General features: G+C 50.2%; 17 protein-coding genes. 9 read left to right on the top strand and 8 right to left on the bottom strand.

What is annotated here, in order from left to right; all coding sequences use genetic code 11:
• Nucleotides 1-220: 220 nt before the first annotated feature.
• Genes Ga0123462_RS03945 through aat form a run of 3 tightly spaced genes read right to left on the bottom strand, consistent with a single transcriptional unit; the run spans nucleotide 221 to nucleotide 2,605 of the window.
• Entirely contained in the window at nucleotides 221-1,018 is a 798-nt protein-coding gene (locus Ga0123462_RS03945; RefSeq protein WP_100265104.1) for a carbon-nitrogen hydrolase family protein, read from the bottom strand.
• Between the two features lie 17 nt (nucleotides 1,019-1,035).
• Nucleotides 1,036-1,923, bottom strand: coding sequence for a DUF4438 domain-containing protein (locus Ga0123462_RS03940; protein ID WP_100265103.1), 888 nt, complete (start codon nucleotides 1,921-1,923; stop codon nucleotides 1,036-1,038).
• A 55-nt stretch (nucleotides 1,924-1,978) separates the two neighbouring features.
• Nucleotides 1,979-2,605 (bottom strand): leucyl/phenylalanyl-tRNA--protein transferase, encoded by a 627-nt coding sequence (gene aat / locus Ga0123462_RS03935; RefSeq protein ID WP_100265102.1) that lies wholly within the window; start codon nucleotides 2,603-2,605, stop codon nucleotides 1,979-1,981.
• A 152-nt stretch (nucleotides 2,606-2,757) separates the two neighbouring features.
• Between aat and Ga0123462_RS03930 the strand changes: the two genes are divergently transcribed.
• The 7 genes from Ga0123462_RS03930 to queD are packed head-to-tail and all read left to right on the top strand — an operon-like array spanning nucleotide 2,758 to nucleotide 8,381.
• On the top strand, nucleotides 2,758-3,450 hold the full coding sequence (locus Ga0123462_RS03930; protein ID WP_100265101.1) for a hypothetical protein: 693 nt from the start codon (nucleotides 2,758-2,760) through the stop codon (nucleotides 3,448-3,450).
• A gap of 45 nt (nucleotides 3,451-3,495) precedes the next feature.
• Entirely contained in the window at nucleotides 3,496-4,620 is a 1,125-nt protein-coding gene (tgt, locus tag Ga0123462_RS03925) for a tRNA guanosine(34) transglycosylase Tgt (RefSeq protein WP_100265100.1), read from the top strand.
• Between the two features lie 34 nt (nucleotides 4,621-4,654).
• Nucleotides 4,655-5,032 carry a preprotein translocase subunit YajC gene (yajC, locus tag Ga0123462_RS03920; protein WP_100265099.1) on the top strand — a complete coding sequence of 126 codons (378 nt, stop codon included), beginning with the start codon at nucleotides 4,655-4,657 and terminating at the stop codon, nucleotides 5,030-5,032.
• 11 nt (nucleotides 5,033-5,043) lie between these two features.
• Nucleotides 5,044-6,624: a protein translocase subunit SecD gene (secD, locus tag Ga0123462_RS03915; protein WP_100265098.1), complete on the top strand. Its 1,581-nt coding sequence runs from the start codon at nucleotides 5,044-5,046 to the stop codon at nucleotides 6,622-6,624.
• A gap of 10 nt (nucleotides 6,625-6,634) precedes the next feature.
• Nucleotides 6,635-7,579, top strand: coding sequence for a protein translocase subunit SecF (gene secF, locus Ga0123462_RS03910; protein WP_100265097.1), 945 nt, complete (start codon nucleotides 6,635-6,637; stop codon nucleotides 7,577-7,579).
• Between the two features lie 37 nt (nucleotides 7,580-7,616).
• Complete coding sequence (locus tag Ga0123462_RS03905; RefSeq protein ID WP_100265096.1) at nucleotides 7,617-8,006, top strand: Mth938-like domain-containing protein; 390 nt, start codon at nucleotides 7,617-7,619, stop codon at nucleotides 8,004-8,006.
• A gap of 6 nt (nucleotides 8,007-8,012) precedes the next feature.
• Nucleotides 8,013-8,381, top strand: coding sequence for a 6-carboxytetrahydropterin synthase QueD (queD, locus tag Ga0123462_RS03900; protein ID WP_100265095.1), 369 nt, complete (start codon nucleotides 8,013-8,015; stop codon nucleotides 8,379-8,381).
• Between the two features lie 55 nt (nucleotides 8,382-8,436).
• Here queD and Ga0123462_RS03895 read toward each other — a convergent pair whose 3' ends face one another.
• Both Ga0123462_RS03895 and murI read right to left on the bottom strand, forming a co-directional pair.
• Complete coding sequence (locus Ga0123462_RS03895) at nucleotides 8,437-8,634, bottom strand: Rho termination factor N-terminal domain-containing protein (RefSeq protein WP_100265094.1); 198 nt, start codon at nucleotides 8,632-8,634, stop codon at nucleotides 8,437-8,439.
• Nucleotides 8,635-8,763: 129 nt separating this feature from the next.
• Nucleotides 8,764-9,546 carry a glutamate racemase gene (gene murI / locus Ga0123462_RS03890; RefSeq protein WP_100265093.1) on the bottom strand — a complete coding sequence of 261 codons (783 nt, stop codon included), beginning with the start codon at nucleotides 9,544-9,546 and terminating at the stop codon, nucleotides 8,764-8,766.
• 135 nt (nucleotides 9,547-9,681) lie between these two features.
• On the opposite strand from murI, the gene Ga0123462_RS03885 reads away from it, so the two are divergent.
• Together Ga0123462_RS03885 and Ga0123462_RS11585 are read left to right on the top strand one after the other, a co-directional pair.
• Nucleotides 9,682-10,245: a sigma-70 family RNA polymerase sigma factor gene (locus Ga0123462_RS03885; RefSeq protein WP_100265092.1), complete on the top strand. Its 564-nt coding sequence runs from the start codon at nucleotides 9,682-9,684 to the stop codon at nucleotides 10,243-10,245.
• Complete coding sequence (locus tag Ga0123462_RS11585) at nucleotides 10,242-10,493, top strand: zf-HC2 domain-containing protein (protein WP_100265091.1); 252 nt, start codon at nucleotides 10,242-10,244, stop codon at nucleotides 10,491-10,493. Before Ga0123462_RS03885 ends, Ga0123462_RS11585 begins: the two co-directional genes overlap by 4 nt.
• A gap of 46 nt (nucleotides 10,494-10,539) precedes the next feature.
• Here Ga0123462_RS11585 and Ga0123462_RS03875 read toward each other — a convergent pair whose 3' ends face one another.
• From Ga0123462_RS03875 to pgi, 3 genes are all read right to left on the bottom strand, one after another.
• The gene (locus Ga0123462_RS03875; RefSeq protein ID WP_198507391.1) at nucleotides 10,540-11,601 is read right to left on the bottom strand and encodes a TolB family protein; all 1,062 of its coding nucleotides are present in this window, start codon (nucleotides 11,599-11,601) and stop codon (nucleotides 10,540-10,542) included.
• A 23-nt stretch (nucleotides 11,602-11,624) separates the two neighbouring features.
• Nucleotides 11,625-12,713, bottom strand: coding sequence for a TolB family protein (locus Ga0123462_RS03870; protein ID WP_100265089.1), 1,089 nt, complete (start codon nucleotides 12,711-12,713; stop codon nucleotides 11,625-11,627).
• A gap of 232 nt (nucleotides 12,714-12,945) precedes the next feature.
• Nucleotides 12,946-14,592 (bottom strand): glucose-6-phosphate isomerase, encoded by a 1,647-nt coding sequence (pgi, locus tag Ga0123462_RS03865; protein ID WP_100265088.1) that lies wholly within the window; start codon nucleotides 14,590-14,592, stop codon nucleotides 12,946-12,948.
• Nucleotides 14,593-14,677: the final 85 nt, after the last annotated feature.

The raw sequence follows: 14,677 nt of genomic DNA, 5'->3' as shown, positions 1-14,677 counted from the left end.
CTGTTTTATAAAGCATTTCTTTTCTGCATAATAATTAGGCACATCGTTGGCAGTCCAGCCAAAAGCGTATCAAGCACTGTGCTTCGTAATGTTATCCACCAAGTTATCCACAGCTTCTGTGGATAGGAAATGTAATCCCTTATATTGCAAGGGCTAGAGGCTGACAGGCTCGTAAATGCGGCAAGCCGGCAGCCAATTCAAGTCCGATCAGCGATACGCTCTACAGCCTTCTGTGCTGGAGAACAGGCATGGATTTACGCACGCGATGAACCTCTTCCAGTGAAAGGTCAGCTGTAATCACCCCCTCCCCTTCGGAAAGTGAAACCATGATCTGACCCCAGGGATCAATGATCATACTGTGCCCCCATGTCTGCCTGCCATCAGCATGCAAACCAGTCTGTGCAGAAGCAATCACATAACACTGGTTCTCGATTGCCCTAGCCCGAAGCAACGGTTCCCAGTGAGCGGAGCCAGTCACCGCAGTGAAGGCTGCAACATTACAGAGAATATGACAGTCCGCACTGGCATGCAGGCGATAGAGCTCTGGAAAGCGAAGATCGTAACAGATACTCAGCCCGATACGCCATTTGTCGAAGTCGACTACAACGCTCCTGCTCCCGGGCTCAATCAATGCAGATTCGCGGTAAGCCTCACCTTGATAATCCATATCGAAAAGATGGATCTTGTCGTAAACCGCCAGCAGCCTGCCATCCTGATCAAATGCGGGAGAACTGTTCCGAAGCCGACCTTTTTCACCCTTAAGAAGAAGGGTTCCACCAATAATCGCCATACCATGCTTCTTAGCCTGAGCAGAAAGATGTTTTATAATTGGAGAGTTATCCTGCTCTTCCGCAGCATTTCTCTTATCATCTTCACTGCCTCCCATGAAGGCGAAATTCTCAGGCAGAACAGCAAGCTCAGCCCTTAATTGCGCAGCTTCAGCCAGCAGATGGTCGACTCGATTCAGGTTCTGATCAACATCACGTCCTGAGTTCAGCTGGATAGAGGCAACCCGCATCAGATCAGCAGGGCCCGTTATTCAACAGCATAACGACCGATACCCTTAATGGCACCCAGGTTGGCATTTTCATTCAGAACGGGTATCAGCTTTTCATCACACGCGCTCATCAACGTCATCATACCCGGACCGTGGCCACCCAAAGGGGAATCAGAGTGAATAATCACGCCAATGGTAACTGCACCCTTACGGTAAGTGCGGCCATAACGGTTATCGTGATCGAGTACAGCCACGAAATCGCCGAAACGCAATTTATCCATAGCATACTCTCGAACTGTCGCCTCATCGTGACAGATAATATCGTAGTCGCCTGTTGTGACTGAAAGTGCTCCTATTCCGGAGCCCATCGCATGGCCTGGCACAATCACATTCACCGGCACTTCAATCCTGCCATCCTCTCGCTCAATCAGCCCCCAACTCTCAAGCACGTCGGGATCGAGGCTGTAGATATAGACATCCGGGTGATCGATAAGCTTCAACCCCTGCCCATATCCTTTGATCAGAAATTTATCGTCGCAGGTCAGTTTATCGAGTACAGCATCGGGAAAATCGAGCATCAAATGCTCAACGCCGCCATGATGGCCGAGCACGGTTCCTTTCTCTCCCTTGGCAGCGCCGGAGATGACCGTTGCCTCATTGCCGCAACAGGCAAGAAACTGATAGCCGGCCTCTGCCTTACTGTTTTTGTGGCTCATGGTTGTGGATACACCCGGCTCGATATGTTCGCCGGCCCAGCCGAATACTGAATCACCAATTTTCACGTTATAAGTGATGCCTCCGGTTGATGGCCAGGCAAAAATTTCGCCTGCCGCCCCTACTTCAAACGGCGCCCATTGATGCGCAGGAGCAACACTCCCCTGCACGGCGGTTTTAACTAACTGGTTACGATTGCTTTTCAGACTCATAAAATTTCCTTTGCTAGCAAATATATCCCATTTCTGACGAAACACTCATTCACAATCAATCGCGACTGGGATCAATCAAACTCAAGAACTGAGACCGTGAAATCTCACGAGCGCCGAGGCTTTGTAAATGGCCGGTGTGAAACTGGCAATCAATGAGCCTCCACCCCTCTTGTATCGCGCGCTCACAGAGTGCGGCCAATGCCACCTTGGAGGCATCTGTTTTACGGCTGAACATCGACTCGGCAAAGAAGATTCGGTTGTAAAGCACACCGTAAAGGCCTCCGATCAACTCACCCTCCTCCAACACTTCCACAGAATGCGCATATCCCCAATCAAACATATCGCAGTAAGCCTGGATCATCTCGGGAATAATCCATGTGCCGCTCTCGCCTTTACGGGGAATCTCTGCACACAATCTGATCACATCACTGAATGCCCTGTCGAATGAAACGGTGTATGACCCTTGACGCATTCGGCGAGCCAATCGTCTCGAGCAGTGAAATTCAGAAGGAAAAAGAACCATGCGAGGATCCGGCGACCACCATAGAATCGGTTGACCTTCGCCATACCAGGGGAAAATCCCCTTTGAGTATGCCGCCATCAGTGTTTCAGGGTTGAGGTTGCCACCTACGGCCAGCAACCCCTCTTCATTGGCCTGTGAAGGATCAGGGAACTCAATCATGCAATAAAGTTGGCAGCAGTGCAGCGCCATGTCCACACAGGATAATCCCCCCAATATACTTACGGATAAAAACTTGACGCATTAGAACATGCTAATATAATAAGGCGATATTTGTCGTAATTCTATTATACGTATGATTCAAAGGGGTTGATATGAGCGATCAAACCGTTGCCGCAATGAAAATTTTTGAGCATGAAGACGGTGCCGTTCGAGCACGAGTTAACCGCTTCCGAACCATCCAGAACATCATCTGGTTCGCCAGTTTTGCTGTTGCTGCCATTTTTTTCATATGGCTGGGAAAAGCACACCATCAGGAAGGCATAGCCCTGGCTGAACTTGCCGACACGGCACTACCAATCCTGATGTGGGGAACCATCGCCATTACAACCGCTTACGTGGTTTTCATCCTAATATATTTCGGTATGGCACGTGCGATATACCACTCCCACAGTGTAATTCATCCGCGCCTGAATGAGCAGATACCTGAACATGAACATCGTAAATTTAGCTGGCACAGCTATTTCAGGAAAAATCACACACGTGAAGCTCGTCGCATCGATGCCGTACTCGTTATCACCATGAAGGCCACAAAACTCGCCAGCATGTTTGCCCTGATCCTCTTTTGCCAGTTCGCCTGGATGCACCTTATGGATGCAAGTGGCAGGGAGCTGACAGACGAACATTATGCCTTTCTGGGGCTGATCGACTTGACACTGTTCTCCTGCGTCATCCTCTATATAGTCGTTCTGCTAGCTATCCGTGTCGGAGCTTTGGGCAAGAGAGGTAAAGAGCACAAGCGTGCCAAAGACCTTCATCCGCCAGAGGACCCAAACAGAGCCAGATAAATAGCTGCTTGCTGGGAAACAGACACAACGTCAGTCTGCGCTGCCATGTCAGCGCTCTCCTTTAAAATCCTTGCCAGAGATGCAAACAGCTATGCCCGTGCAGGCCGCATAGAGTTGCCGCATGGCGTTGTTGAAACGCCGGTATTCATGCCGGTCGGAACCCAGGCAACCGTAAAAAGCCTGACGCCAGCCGATCTCACAGACGATATCAAGGCCAGTATTATCCTGGGTAATACCTATCACTTGATGTTGCGGCCTGGTGCCGACCTGGTTGAGCGTCTGGGTGGCCTGCACAAATTCATGGCATGGGAACGGCCGATCCTTACCGACTCCGGTGGTTTTCAGGTCTGGTCGCTGGGAGAGTTGCGCAAGATCGAAGAGCACGGCGTAAGGTTCCGCTCTCATATCGACGGGCGGGAAGTGTTTCTAGGGCCGAAAGAGAGCATGGATATCCAGCGCAAACTGGGTAGTGATATCGTAATGGCCTTTGACGAGTGTACCCCGTACCCTGCCACATGGAACGAAGCTAACGATTCGATGCAGCTATCCATGCGCTGGGCAGCTGAATGCCGCGAACACCTGCCCGTAAATGATTCTCAAGCGCTTTTCGGCATCGTACAGGGGGGTATGTACCCAGAACTTCGACTGGAGAGCCTTAAGGCGATTTCCGCAATCGATTTCGAGGGCATAGCCATCGGCGGCCTCTCTGTCGGCGAGCCCAAGAAGGAGATGATGGCGATGATGGATGCCCTCGCCCCACACCTCCCTGAGCATAAACCCCATTATGTGATGGGCGTAGGTACGCCTGATGACCTGATCGAGGGCATCGACCGTGGCATCGACATGTTCGACTGCGTGATGCCAACCAGAAACGCACGCAACGGCACAATTTTCACAGATGACGGCAAGATCAACATCAAAAACCTGAAACATGCCGAAGACGAACGTCCGATCATGGAAGAGTGTAACTGCTATACCTGCAAACACTTTTCCCGTGCTTACCTGCGTCATCTTTACATGTCGAAAGAGATTTTAAGTTCAAGGTTGAATACTTTGCACAATCTTCACTACTATTGCCATCTCATGTCTCGGGCCAGAAACGCGCTGATTGAGGGGAATTGGCCCGAATTCCGTGACAACTTTTTACAACGCTACCGCGGTGAAGCATAATCACCGCCCATTGAATTCAGGAGATTTACCTATCATGAAAACAGCTTTCACTTTCTCTTTCGCATCTGCTGCCGCTGCGATGAGCATCATTACTCCGGCATACGCCGAAGCGGCTCCCTCAGACGGCGGTTTTGCCTCTCTGATTCCACTTCTGCTGATTATGGTGATCTTTTACTTCCTGCTCATCCGTCCGCAGCAGAAGAAACTCAAGGATCACCGCAGCATGGTTGACTCGCTGAGCAAGGGCGACAAGGTGATGACCGGTGGTGGCGTCTACGGCAAGATCACAGCCGTAAAAGATGATGTCCTGAAAGTTGAAATCGCAGACGGCGTTGTGATTTCAGTCAAACGCGACACTGTTGCAGGCCTAGCCGAAACCGCACCTGTAAAAGAAAAAACTGATAAAGAGTAAGGATATTATCCATGCATAGCTTTCCGCGCTGGAAATACTGGCTGATTCTGGCCGTACTGGCGGTATCCCTGATGGGATCACTGCCCAATCTCACCACACCTCCATCCTGGTGGCCGTCCGCACTGAGCAACCCGATGAGCCTTGGCCTTGATCTGAAAGGCGGCATCCATCTGGTACTGGATGTAGATGTGGATAAAGCCGTATCCCACAGTGTTGAAGAGGATATCGACACAGCCAGACAGGCGCTTCGAAAGGAGCGCATCCGTTACAGCAGCCTTACCACCGAAGCCAGCAGCATGACCGTTGTGGTTAAAGAGGCTACGGAAGTGGATGCAGCCAGAAAGATTCTGGCAGAAAACTTCTCCACTTATGATATCACCAACCCGGCAGACAACACCTTTGTCCTAAACCTGAAACAGGCTTCCGCAAAGGAGATTCGGAACTTTGCAGTAGATCAGGCGATCGAAGTGATCCGCGGCCGAATTGATGCACTGGGCACCACAGAGCCGGTTATCATCAAGCAGGGCGAGCACCGCATTCTGGTCCAGATCCCTGGTTACGAGGACACTACCCATGCCAAGCAGCTGATCGGCCGTACTGCCCAGCTTGAATTCAAGCTGGTTGATGAGAAGGGTGATCTTGACAAGGCACTCTCCGGCCAGATTCCTCCTGGCGATATCATCATGTATGGCCCGGAGCAGACCAGAAACGGCAAAAGCTTTCGCCAGCCCTATCTGCTGAAAAGACATACAGAGCTGTCAGGCAACGAGATCGCCGATGCACGCGTTTCGATCGACTCCCGCTTTAATGAGTACGCGGTAACGCTGAAATTCAACAGCAAGGGTGCGCGCAAGTTCGATAAACTGACTGCCGCGCATGTGGGTGAACGCTTTGCCATTATCCTCGAAGGTGTAGTCAACTCAGCCCCGGTTATTCGGGAGCGCATTGCAGGCGGATCGGCCCAGATTACCGGCAGCTTCTCTCCCGAGGAAGCGCATGATCTTGCTATTGTTCTGCGTGCAGGTGCCCTGCCCGCTCCTGTGAAAGTGGTTGAAGAACGTTCGATCGGCCCGAGCCTCGGTCAGGACTCCATCGATCAGGGCATGAACTCAGTCATTATCGGCTCCATCCTTGTACTGATTTTCATGGCCGTTTACTACCGCATGTTCGGTATGGTCGCCAATGTGGCACTGGCCTTTAACATGCTGCTTATTCTGGCTGCCATGAGCATTATCGGCGGCACCCTGACCCTGCCGGGCATTGCCGGTATCGTGCTGACCATTGGTATGGCAGTAGATGCCAACGTGCTGATCTTTGAGCGTATCCGTGAGGAGTTGCGACTAGGAAAAACCCCGCTGGCTGCCATTGACGGTGGTTATGACAAGGCGCTATCCACCATCGTTGATGCAAATATCACTACTCTGATCGCTGCCATTGTGCTGTTCCAGTTCGGTTCAGGTCCTGTAAAAGGATTCGCGGTGACCCTGTCAGTAGGTATTATCGCATCAATGTTCACTGCTATCATGGTTACCCGTAGCATCATCGCGCTCTCAACAGCAAAGCGTAAACGCATAGAAAAACTGAGCATCTGAGGCTACTGATATGCAACTGATTCGTTCCGACCTCCACATCGACTTTATCGGCAAACGCAAAATTGCCCTGATCATATCGGCCATTATGATGCTCACTTCACTGGGAGCGCTGGCCGTTAAAGGACTGAATTTCGGCATCGATTTCACTGGCGGAACACTTGTTGAGGTAAGGTTCGACAAGGCTCCGGCTATTGCAGATGTGCGTGATGCGATTTCTCCAAAGGGTTACGGCAATGCCGTGATTCAGGAGTTTGGCTCCCCTGAAGAGATCCTTATTCGCGTTCAGAACAAGGAAGAGGAGAACTCTTCTGTCATCAGCACAGGCATCCTCGATGGGCTTGGTGAAAAGTTTGGTGCTGATGCCATTGAGATGCGGCGTATTGAATTCGTTGGCCCTCAGGTGGGTGAAGAGTTGACCCGTGCGGGCATTATGGCCGTACTGATCTCCATGCTGGCCATTCTGATCTATGTCACCTTCCGTTTCGAGTTCCGTTTTGCGCTCGGCGCTGATGCAGCCCTGCTGCACGACATTACCATTGTACTGGGACTGTTTGCTCTTACCGGTAAGGAGTTCTCCCTGCCGGTAATTGCAGCCCTGCTTACCGTTATCGGTTATTCCCTCAATGATACGATCGTTGTATTTGACCGCATCCGCGAAAACTTTGCGGCCAACAGGAAACGTAAAAATCAGGAGGATGAATACAAGGTTGTTAATGACTCGGTTAACCAGACACTGTCGCGTACCATCATGACTTCATTCACCACTCTGCTGGTGGTACTCGCACTCTTTTTCCTTGGTGGCGAAGTGATTCATGACTTTGCATTTGCTCTTATTGCAGGCATTTTGGTCGGAACCTACTCATCCATCTATGTTGCAAGTCCAGTCATGCTCTCCCTTTCTGCGCGTTTCAAGTCCAACGAATCCGAGATCAAAGAGATGGAAGCCAGGCCCTGATCGATAGCGCTGTAAAGAGATATAGGGAATCGGACCGATGAAGGGTGATATCTCTCCTCAGCTTCCTGGAGGAACGCTGCTGTTCACCGGTTATGATGATAACCAGATCAGTATTAACCAGAGACCCTATCAGAGTGGCCTCTATATCCATGGCAATGAAATTTCAGCGCCCTGGGGTCCCGATTGCTTTAGTGAGCTGTCAACCGATCACCTTGCCCCCCTTCTGCAGCCTGCCCCTGAGGTATTGATTCTCGGAACAGGACGCCAGACCATCTTTCCCTCAGCCGAGCTGCTCGATTTTGTCGCCAGTTTTCATGTCGGATTTGAGTGCATGGACAGCCGATCTGCAGCCCGAACCTACAATATTCTAGTTGCAGAGGGTCGCACGGTATCAGCTGCACTGCTTCTGCCCAACGCCCGGAGATAGGCAATCATGTTTGAACTTTCAATCCAGACCCACTTTTCAGCTGCACACAGCCTGCGCGGTTATCCGGGGGACTGTGCTCGCCTGCATGGACACAACTGGCACGTAAAACTCTTTGTTGAATGTAAAGAGCTTGATGAGATTGGTCTGGGGATTGATTACAAAATCATGAAAACCGAACTGAAAGCGGCCCTTGATCCATGGGATCATTACAACCTGAATGATGTCCCTCCATTTGACACCATCAACCCTTCCAGCGAAAACGTAGCCCGTGAACTTTATAATGAGATGAGTGCCAGACTTGATAACGACCGTATTCGAGTTTCTCGTATTGAGATTTCAGAAACCTGTACCGCTAAGGTTACCTACCGCCCATAAATAAAATGTGGGCCACAATGGACCCACATTTTACATCAATTCTGATTTCTCCTGTTCAGGACTGGCAATCACCGCCAAACTGACAGTTGAACTCCCAGCAATCTGAAATCTTGCCGAAGCAGGGAGAGTTTCCCTCTGCAACCTGAATGGCGTGAATCAGTTCCGGCTTGCGATATTTGCTTACGCCCTTCAAACCGATCCCGCTCGCCTTCTCAAGCAGCTCTTTTTTTGTCACAGTATTCTTTGCAGCCATGGTTGTTACATCCTATATACTAAATTGGCGCGAACAATAGCGGCATACATACGCATGACAAGCAAGAAAGTTCTTTTTTTACAAATGTTTGAGATTATTTTCCGGATCAACCCCGGGAGCATAAAACAGTTAAATGTCAAGGTAGCCCACATCGACTTTCTCTCCCCACAAGCGCGAGATTAACGCAGCGGTCGCTTTGCCGCTGCTCCAGAAAGCTATCCGGCCAGATTCTCCCACATCAGCAAGGGCCTCCCTAAGCTGCAACTGACGTTTCAGTTCACGGGCTATGGCATCGCCGGTATCAATAACTTTTACTCCCTCGCCTGTAATCTGCTTGATCAGTGGAATGATAAACGGGTAATGGGTGCAGCCCAGCACCAGTGTATCGACACCCTGTTCAATGAGTGGTTTAAGATATCTGGAAAGCATCTGTCGGGTTTCATCTCCTGTCAGATCTCCCGACTCGATTCGCTCGACCAGACCAGGGCAGGGCTGCACAAGCAGGCGGGCATCGGCAGCGAAGCGCGATTTCAGTGTATTGAACCTGTCACTACTCACGGTGCCGTTTGTTGCCAGGATACCTACCGTTCTGGTGCGACTATGGCTCACCGCAGGCTTCACCGGTGGCTCCATACCTATTACCGGGATATCACACCTCTCTCTAAGTGCCTGGACTGCAACGGCAGTCGCAGTATTGCACGCCACCACGATCGCCTTTGCCCCTTGGCCTGAAAAGAAGCCGGCGATTTTCAGGCATCGTTCAGTAACCACCTCGGATGACTTGCAGCCATATGGCATATAGGCCGAATCGGCAACGTAAATCAAATCTTCAGAAGGGAGCATCTGATGGATATGTGAAAGAACGCTAAGCCCTCCAACACCCGAATCAAATACGCCAACTGCTCGTTTCATTTTGAGCCACCCTTATAGATCAGTTCATTTTCCTGACAAAGCTATCGGAAAATCCGACCAAGCGAAGTGTTTAATAATCGGCTTGAAAACCAGAATGCAGGTTGCTGACCACTTCACTTCTGGCAGAGTAAAGCGATGAATCCTGATCCTCATGCGTGGGTAACTGAGCACGGCGATTACCTCTATCGCTACGCGATCTCCAGGCTTCAAAATGAAGATGTGGCTGCAGACCTGGTACAGGACACGCTTCTTGCAGCGTGGAAAGGCCACGCCAGCTTTACTGGTCAATCGACGGTCCGGACATGGTTAACAGGTATTCTCAAACATAAAATCATTGATTATATCCGCAAAGAGGTTCGCGACCGCAACCTGAACCAGCGTGTTGAGAATGATCCGACTTCGTCATGGTTTAACGACAATGGCAGCTGGAGTCAGGCTCCAGGCGCCTGGAGTGAAAACCCGGAAGCTCTCTGTCAAAATGGCCAGTTCACTGCTGTTCTTGATTTATGCGTAAGCAAACTGCCCGAACATCAGGCGCTGATTTTCCGCCTGCGTGATATCAGTGGAGATGATACTGAAACCATTTGTAAGAGCTGTAATATTTCAGCGACCAATTTGCATGTTATTCTTCACCGCGCACGCCTTGCTCTACGCAAATGTCTTGAACTGAACTGGTTTGGAGAGAGGTTTAGTAAATGAAACACGCGTGCAGGCAAGCCAGCCGTCTGGCATCGGATAGTATTGATCGCAAGCTCTCCATTTTAGAGAGACTGAAGTTTCATCTGCACCTGGCCATCTGCAAAAACTGCAGAAATTGCGATAACAGTTTCAGACTGGTTCACCAAACCACCAAACTGATGCGTAAAACCCGGTATGGAGACGCAAGGCTTAGTGACAGTCAGCGTCAACAGCTCCATAAAGCTATAGATGAGCAATTAGCCCCATAAAAAAAGCCCCGAAGAATCGGGGATTTTTTTTATAAACGCTTAAACCTTAGTCGACCATCGCAGGTAGCGCTGCGCTCCAGATATGAAACCCTGACGTGCTGCCTGAAACACCATGACCAACCAGAGCTTGCTTATCCACTTTACGGTCCGAATGAAAATAGACCCTGCCGTTTGAGCCGATCGCCGGGGCGCCGTCATGCGCCGGATTAAAGGTCAGTCTGGTCAGATGCCGACCATCGCGTCGAATCATCCAGATATCCCAGTTTTCCTTATTCGACATATCGCCATCGGAGTCGGAACGGTTCGATGTGAAAGCAACCCACTTTCCATCCGGGCTCCAGGTCGGCTGCACATCAATACTACGCGAGTTGGTCAACTGAATCAGGTTGGATCCATCCACATTCACCATAAACAGATGCCAGCTTTTCCCCGCCTGCATGGAGAAAACAATACTTTTACCGTTTGGAGAAAGTGAAGGGTTTACACCTGCGGTAAGCGTGCTCACCACACCCTCTTCACTGATATGCAACAGACGTGTTTCATGACCGGAAATCTTCCAGTTGTTGAAATCCACCCTGCTTATATTGCCAGAATTGACCGAGCCTCTGCCGTAAGCAGGCAACAGCCCCACAGCAATCAAACCACCGCCCTCCAGTACAATCGGATCAACGAACTGGCCGGAGAGGCGATAGAGGCGTCGTACAGGCCCTTCTCCGTTTGCTGCAACCTGCCAGACACCAAGATCTCCACCACGGTCGGAGAGAAAGGTAACATGCTGAGGGCCATGCCAGCCTGCCGAGTTGAAAGCGCGGGTGTCGCTGGTAACAACATTGATCGGATCACCGTTCTCCAGCAGCCGGCGGGAAATCATCTGGCTGTTCCGCTTTCCTGAAACAACCAGCATGTACTTTCCGTCAGGGGATGCTTTTGGATACATCTCGTTCTCGCCAGACTCGTGAGTCTCCAGCCTGACTGACACCGAGGGCGCACTTGCCACTGACTGCTCCTGATTCTCGGTAACCTCCTGCAACCAGTCCAGAAGGTCATCGCCAAACGCAGTCGAAGAGGCAGCCATTACCGCAAAAGCCATCATAACAAGCTTGCTCACGGAGTTAGCTACTCTTGAAAGCATTATTTGATATCCAGCTTCCAGATATTCCAGGTTGAACCCTTGCCATTGTCTCTATCCAGACTGCGATTGGAATGAAACAAAATGCTGTTGTCATCAAACCAGGCAGGGCCACCATCTGTCGCAACTGATGAATTGGTCAGGCGGGTGATGCGGTTTGTAGAAATATCGAGCACATAAATCGAAGTGAGAAGTACATCTCCGCCCGAATCACGGTTGGAAACAAAAGCGAGTTTTCTGCCATCCGGGCTCCAGGTCGGCTCAAAATCGCCATACTGGGAGCTGGTCAGCTGCATCAGGTCGCTACCATCAATGTCCTGCATCCAGATATCATAATTGCCATCGGTTTCCCTAACAAATGCAACTTTTTTTCCATCCGGAGAAATTGCCCCGTCAAAGGCATTGGGAATCATGACCAACTGAGAGTTGTTTCTTTGGAACGTATACAAGACCGGAGGATCAAACTTGTTGTTATTTCCTGTTTTTGTGGCCATATATGCAGATTTTTTGCGGAAGCTATCAGAGTCATAAGTTCGCCACTGCTGCCCAATCAACTCATAGTGGCCAAATTTGATAAATTCGGCGAACATCTGATTATATCTCAATTTCTGGTACGTCGAATCAAAACACCAGACTCTACCGTCAGGTGAGGCGTTCAGATGGTAAGGGGTGAGGCCGCCACTGTAGGTGGCCTGAGAAACAATCGCTACCTGCCCATCCCCTCGACCTTGCCACATCCATGCAGAAATCGGCCCTACGCGATTGCTCACATAACCAACCGAACCATCTTTCACTGCAACGCCATAACGCATATCATCTACCAGGGCGAGCTTCTTCAGCTTGTATTGACTGGTGCTTGGAGATGATTTGGAAGTACGATGAATAGAAAAACCTTCTCTCTTCACCTGACCGAAAACCAGAAACTCGCCTGCCACTGAAGGGTAAACTGTATCAACACTCTTTTCGGCAATATAGGGAGTAACAGGATAGAGAGGTTCAGATGCAGCATTCATGCTGCGACTAATTGCTAGCGAGGGCTGAATCAGCGTAGCTGCAATAATAACGCCTGACAGTAGATACCTGAGTTTCATGCTATGATCTCCTGGATAATCGATATTATGCTTCGTGACGACTTCTCTGCAACAACCAGGCCCCCACCTTAAGCCTGCCGAATTATGCGATTGCCACCTTTTCATCAGTTGTGACTTTTGTCACATGTTAACACCTTTTAATGTGGCATTAACCAGATTAGAGGTCATGCCAGCATCCCTGTGTTCATTGAACACTTCACTCAGTAAAATACTACTCCATGCAAGAGTAATTCTACTCCTTTCGATGCTCTTTGAAATAGTTGATCAGGCCGTTGGTGGAGGAGTCATGGTTCTTTGTCTCCTCAAAATCATCCAGCTCCGGGAGAATCTTGCGTGCCAGTTCCTTGCCCAGTTCAACACCCCACTGGTCGTAGGCATTCAGTCCCCAGATAACGCTCTGAACAAAAATCTTTTGCTCGTACATGGCAATCAGTTCACCCAGCGTTTTCGGGGTCAGTTTCTGAAACAGGATCGAATTGGTCGGTTTGTTGCCTGGGAACACCTTATGGGGCACAAGAGCTTCCAGCGCATCTCCGCTCAAACCCTCATCCGCAAGCTCCCTGCGAACCTCCTCTTCCGTTTTACCCACCATCAGGGCTTCGGTCTGAGCAAAAAAATTGGATAACAGCATCGGATGATGACGCCCTACGGGGTTCTTGGTCTCAACCGGAGCCATAAAGTCACAAGGAATCAGTTTGGTGCCCTGGTGGATCAGCTGATAGAAAGCGTGCTGACCATTGGTGCCCGGCTCGCCCCAGATGATTGGACCGGTCGAATAATCGACCGGCTTGCCATCGCGGGTCACACGCTTGCCGTTACTCTCCATATCACCCTGTTGGAAATAGGCAGGAAAGCGATGCATATACTGATCATACGGCAGCATTGCATACGAATCAGCATCGAAAAAATTATTATACCAGACACCCAGCATGGCCATAATAACCGGGATATTCTCTTCCAGCGGCGCAGTTCGGAAATGATTATCCATCTCATGTGCACCTTCGAGCAGCTCCTCGAAATGATCCATGCCAAGATAGAGTGCAATGGATAAACCTACCGCACTCCAAAGCGAATAGCGGCCACCTACCCAGTCCCAGAATTCGAACATATTGGCTGTATCGATGCCAAATGCGGAGACCGCCTTGGCGTTTGTTGAAACGGCAACAAAGTGTTTAGCCACTGCTGTTTTACTGCCTCCACGGGTGAGGAACCAGTCTCGCGCAGTACGAGCATTGGTAATCGTCTCCTGGGTGGTAAAAGTCTTTGATACAATGACAAACAGCGTTGTCTCCCTTGAGAGGTGCCTGAGAGTCTCTACCATATGGGTTCCATCCACATTGGAGACAAAGTGCATATGAAGCTTATCGCGCCCGAATGGCGTTAACGCCTCAGTCACCATCACTGGCCCAAGGTCAGAGCCGCCAATGCCGATATTGACGATATCCGTGATAGGTTTGCCTGTACTTCCCAGCCATTCGCCGGAACGGACTGATTCAGTGAATTCACGCATCTGCTTCAACACGCGATTCACATCCGGCATCACATCATGGCCATCAACCATCACAGGGGTATTGGAGCGGTTACGCAATGCGGTATGCAATACAGCTCGGTTTTCAGTATTATTGATCTTCTCGCCATTAAACATGCGCTGTGTCCAGCCAGATACATCGCGTTCACGGGCCAGATCCATCAGCATCGCCATGGTCTCTTCTGTGACGATATTCTTGGAGTAATCAACAAGTATATCGTTAAAATGGGTGGAGAATTTATCAAAGCGCTTCGGATCGTCGGCAAAGAGATCTCTCATATGCACTTTTTTCATCTCTTCGGCGTGCACCGCCAGCTTTTTCCATGCAGCAGTTTGCGTCAGCTCAGACACTCCCCCTCCCCTATGCTACCGATCAACGGATGGTCAGCAGCACATTATCCAGCTTTTGCACAGGCTAAACCTTGTCTGATCAGGA

This window comes from Mariprofundus ferrinatatus, assembly GCF_002795825.1.
Lineage (GTDB): Bacteria > Pseudomonadota > Zetaproteobacteria > Mariprofundales > Mariprofundaceae > Mariprofundus > Mariprofundus ferrinatatus.
Note: the sequence above shows the minus strand (reverse complement) of the source record. Positions and strands in the feature narration are given on the sequence as shown.

Excerpts from the sequence above, each read along its gene's own strand:
- Ga0123462_RS03945 (WP_100265104.1), bottom strand. The coding sequence starts at position 1,018 with ATGCGGGTTGCCTCTATCCAGCTGAACTCAGGACGTGATGTTGATCAG.
- Ga0123462_RS03940 (WP_100265103.1), bottom strand. The coding sequence starts at position 1,923 with ATGAGTCTGAAAAGCAATCGTAACCAGTTAGTTAAAACCGCCGTGCAG.
- aat (WP_100265102.1), bottom strand. The coding sequence starts at position 2,605 with ATGATTGAGTTCCCTGATCCTTCACAGGCCAATGAAGAGGGGTTGCTG.
- Ga0123462_RS03930 (WP_100265101.1), top strand. The coding sequence starts at position 2,758 with ATGAGCGATCAAACCGTTGCCGCAATGAAAATTTTTGAGCATGAAGAC.
- tgt (WP_100265100.1), top strand. The coding sequence starts at position 3,496 with ATGTCAGCGCTCTCCTTTAAAATCCTTGCCAGAGATGCAAACAGCTAT.
- yajC (WP_100265099.1), top strand. The coding sequence starts at position 4,655 with ATGAAAACAGCTTTCACTTTCTCTTTCGCATCTGCTGCCGCTGCGATG.
- secD (WP_100265098.1), top strand. The coding sequence starts at position 5,044 with ATGCATAGCTTTCCGCGCTGGAAATACTGGCTGATTCTGGCCGTACTG.
- secF (WP_100265097.1), top strand. The coding sequence starts at position 6,635 with ATGCAACTGATTCGTTCCGACCTCCACATCGACTTTATCGGCAAACGC.
- Ga0123462_RS03905 (WP_100265096.1), top strand. The coding sequence starts at position 7,617 with ATGAAGGGTGATATCTCTCCTCAGCTTCCTGGAGGAACGCTGCTGTTC.
- queD (WP_100265095.1), top strand. The coding sequence starts at position 8,013 with ATGTTTGAACTTTCAATCCAGACCCACTTTTCAGCTGCACACAGCCTG.
- Ga0123462_RS03895 (WP_100265094.1), bottom strand. The coding sequence starts at position 8,634 with ATGGCTGCAAAGAATACTGTGACAAAAAAAGAGCTGCTTGAGAAGGCG.
- murI (WP_100265093.1), bottom strand. The coding sequence starts at position 9,546 with ATGAAACGAGCAGTTGGCGTATTTGATTCGGGTGTTGGAGGGCTTAGC.
- Ga0123462_RS03885 (WP_100265092.1), top strand. The coding sequence starts at position 9,682 with ATGAATCCTGATCCTCATGCGTGGGTAACTGAGCACGGCGATTACCTC.
- Ga0123462_RS11585 (WP_100265091.1), top strand. The coding sequence starts at position 10,242 with ATGAAACACGCGTGCAGGCAAGCCAGCCGTCTGGCATCGGATAGTATT.
- Ga0123462_RS03870 (WP_100265089.1), bottom strand. The coding sequence starts at position 12,713 with ATGAAACTCAGGTATCTACTGTCAGGCGTTATTATTGCAGCTACGCTG.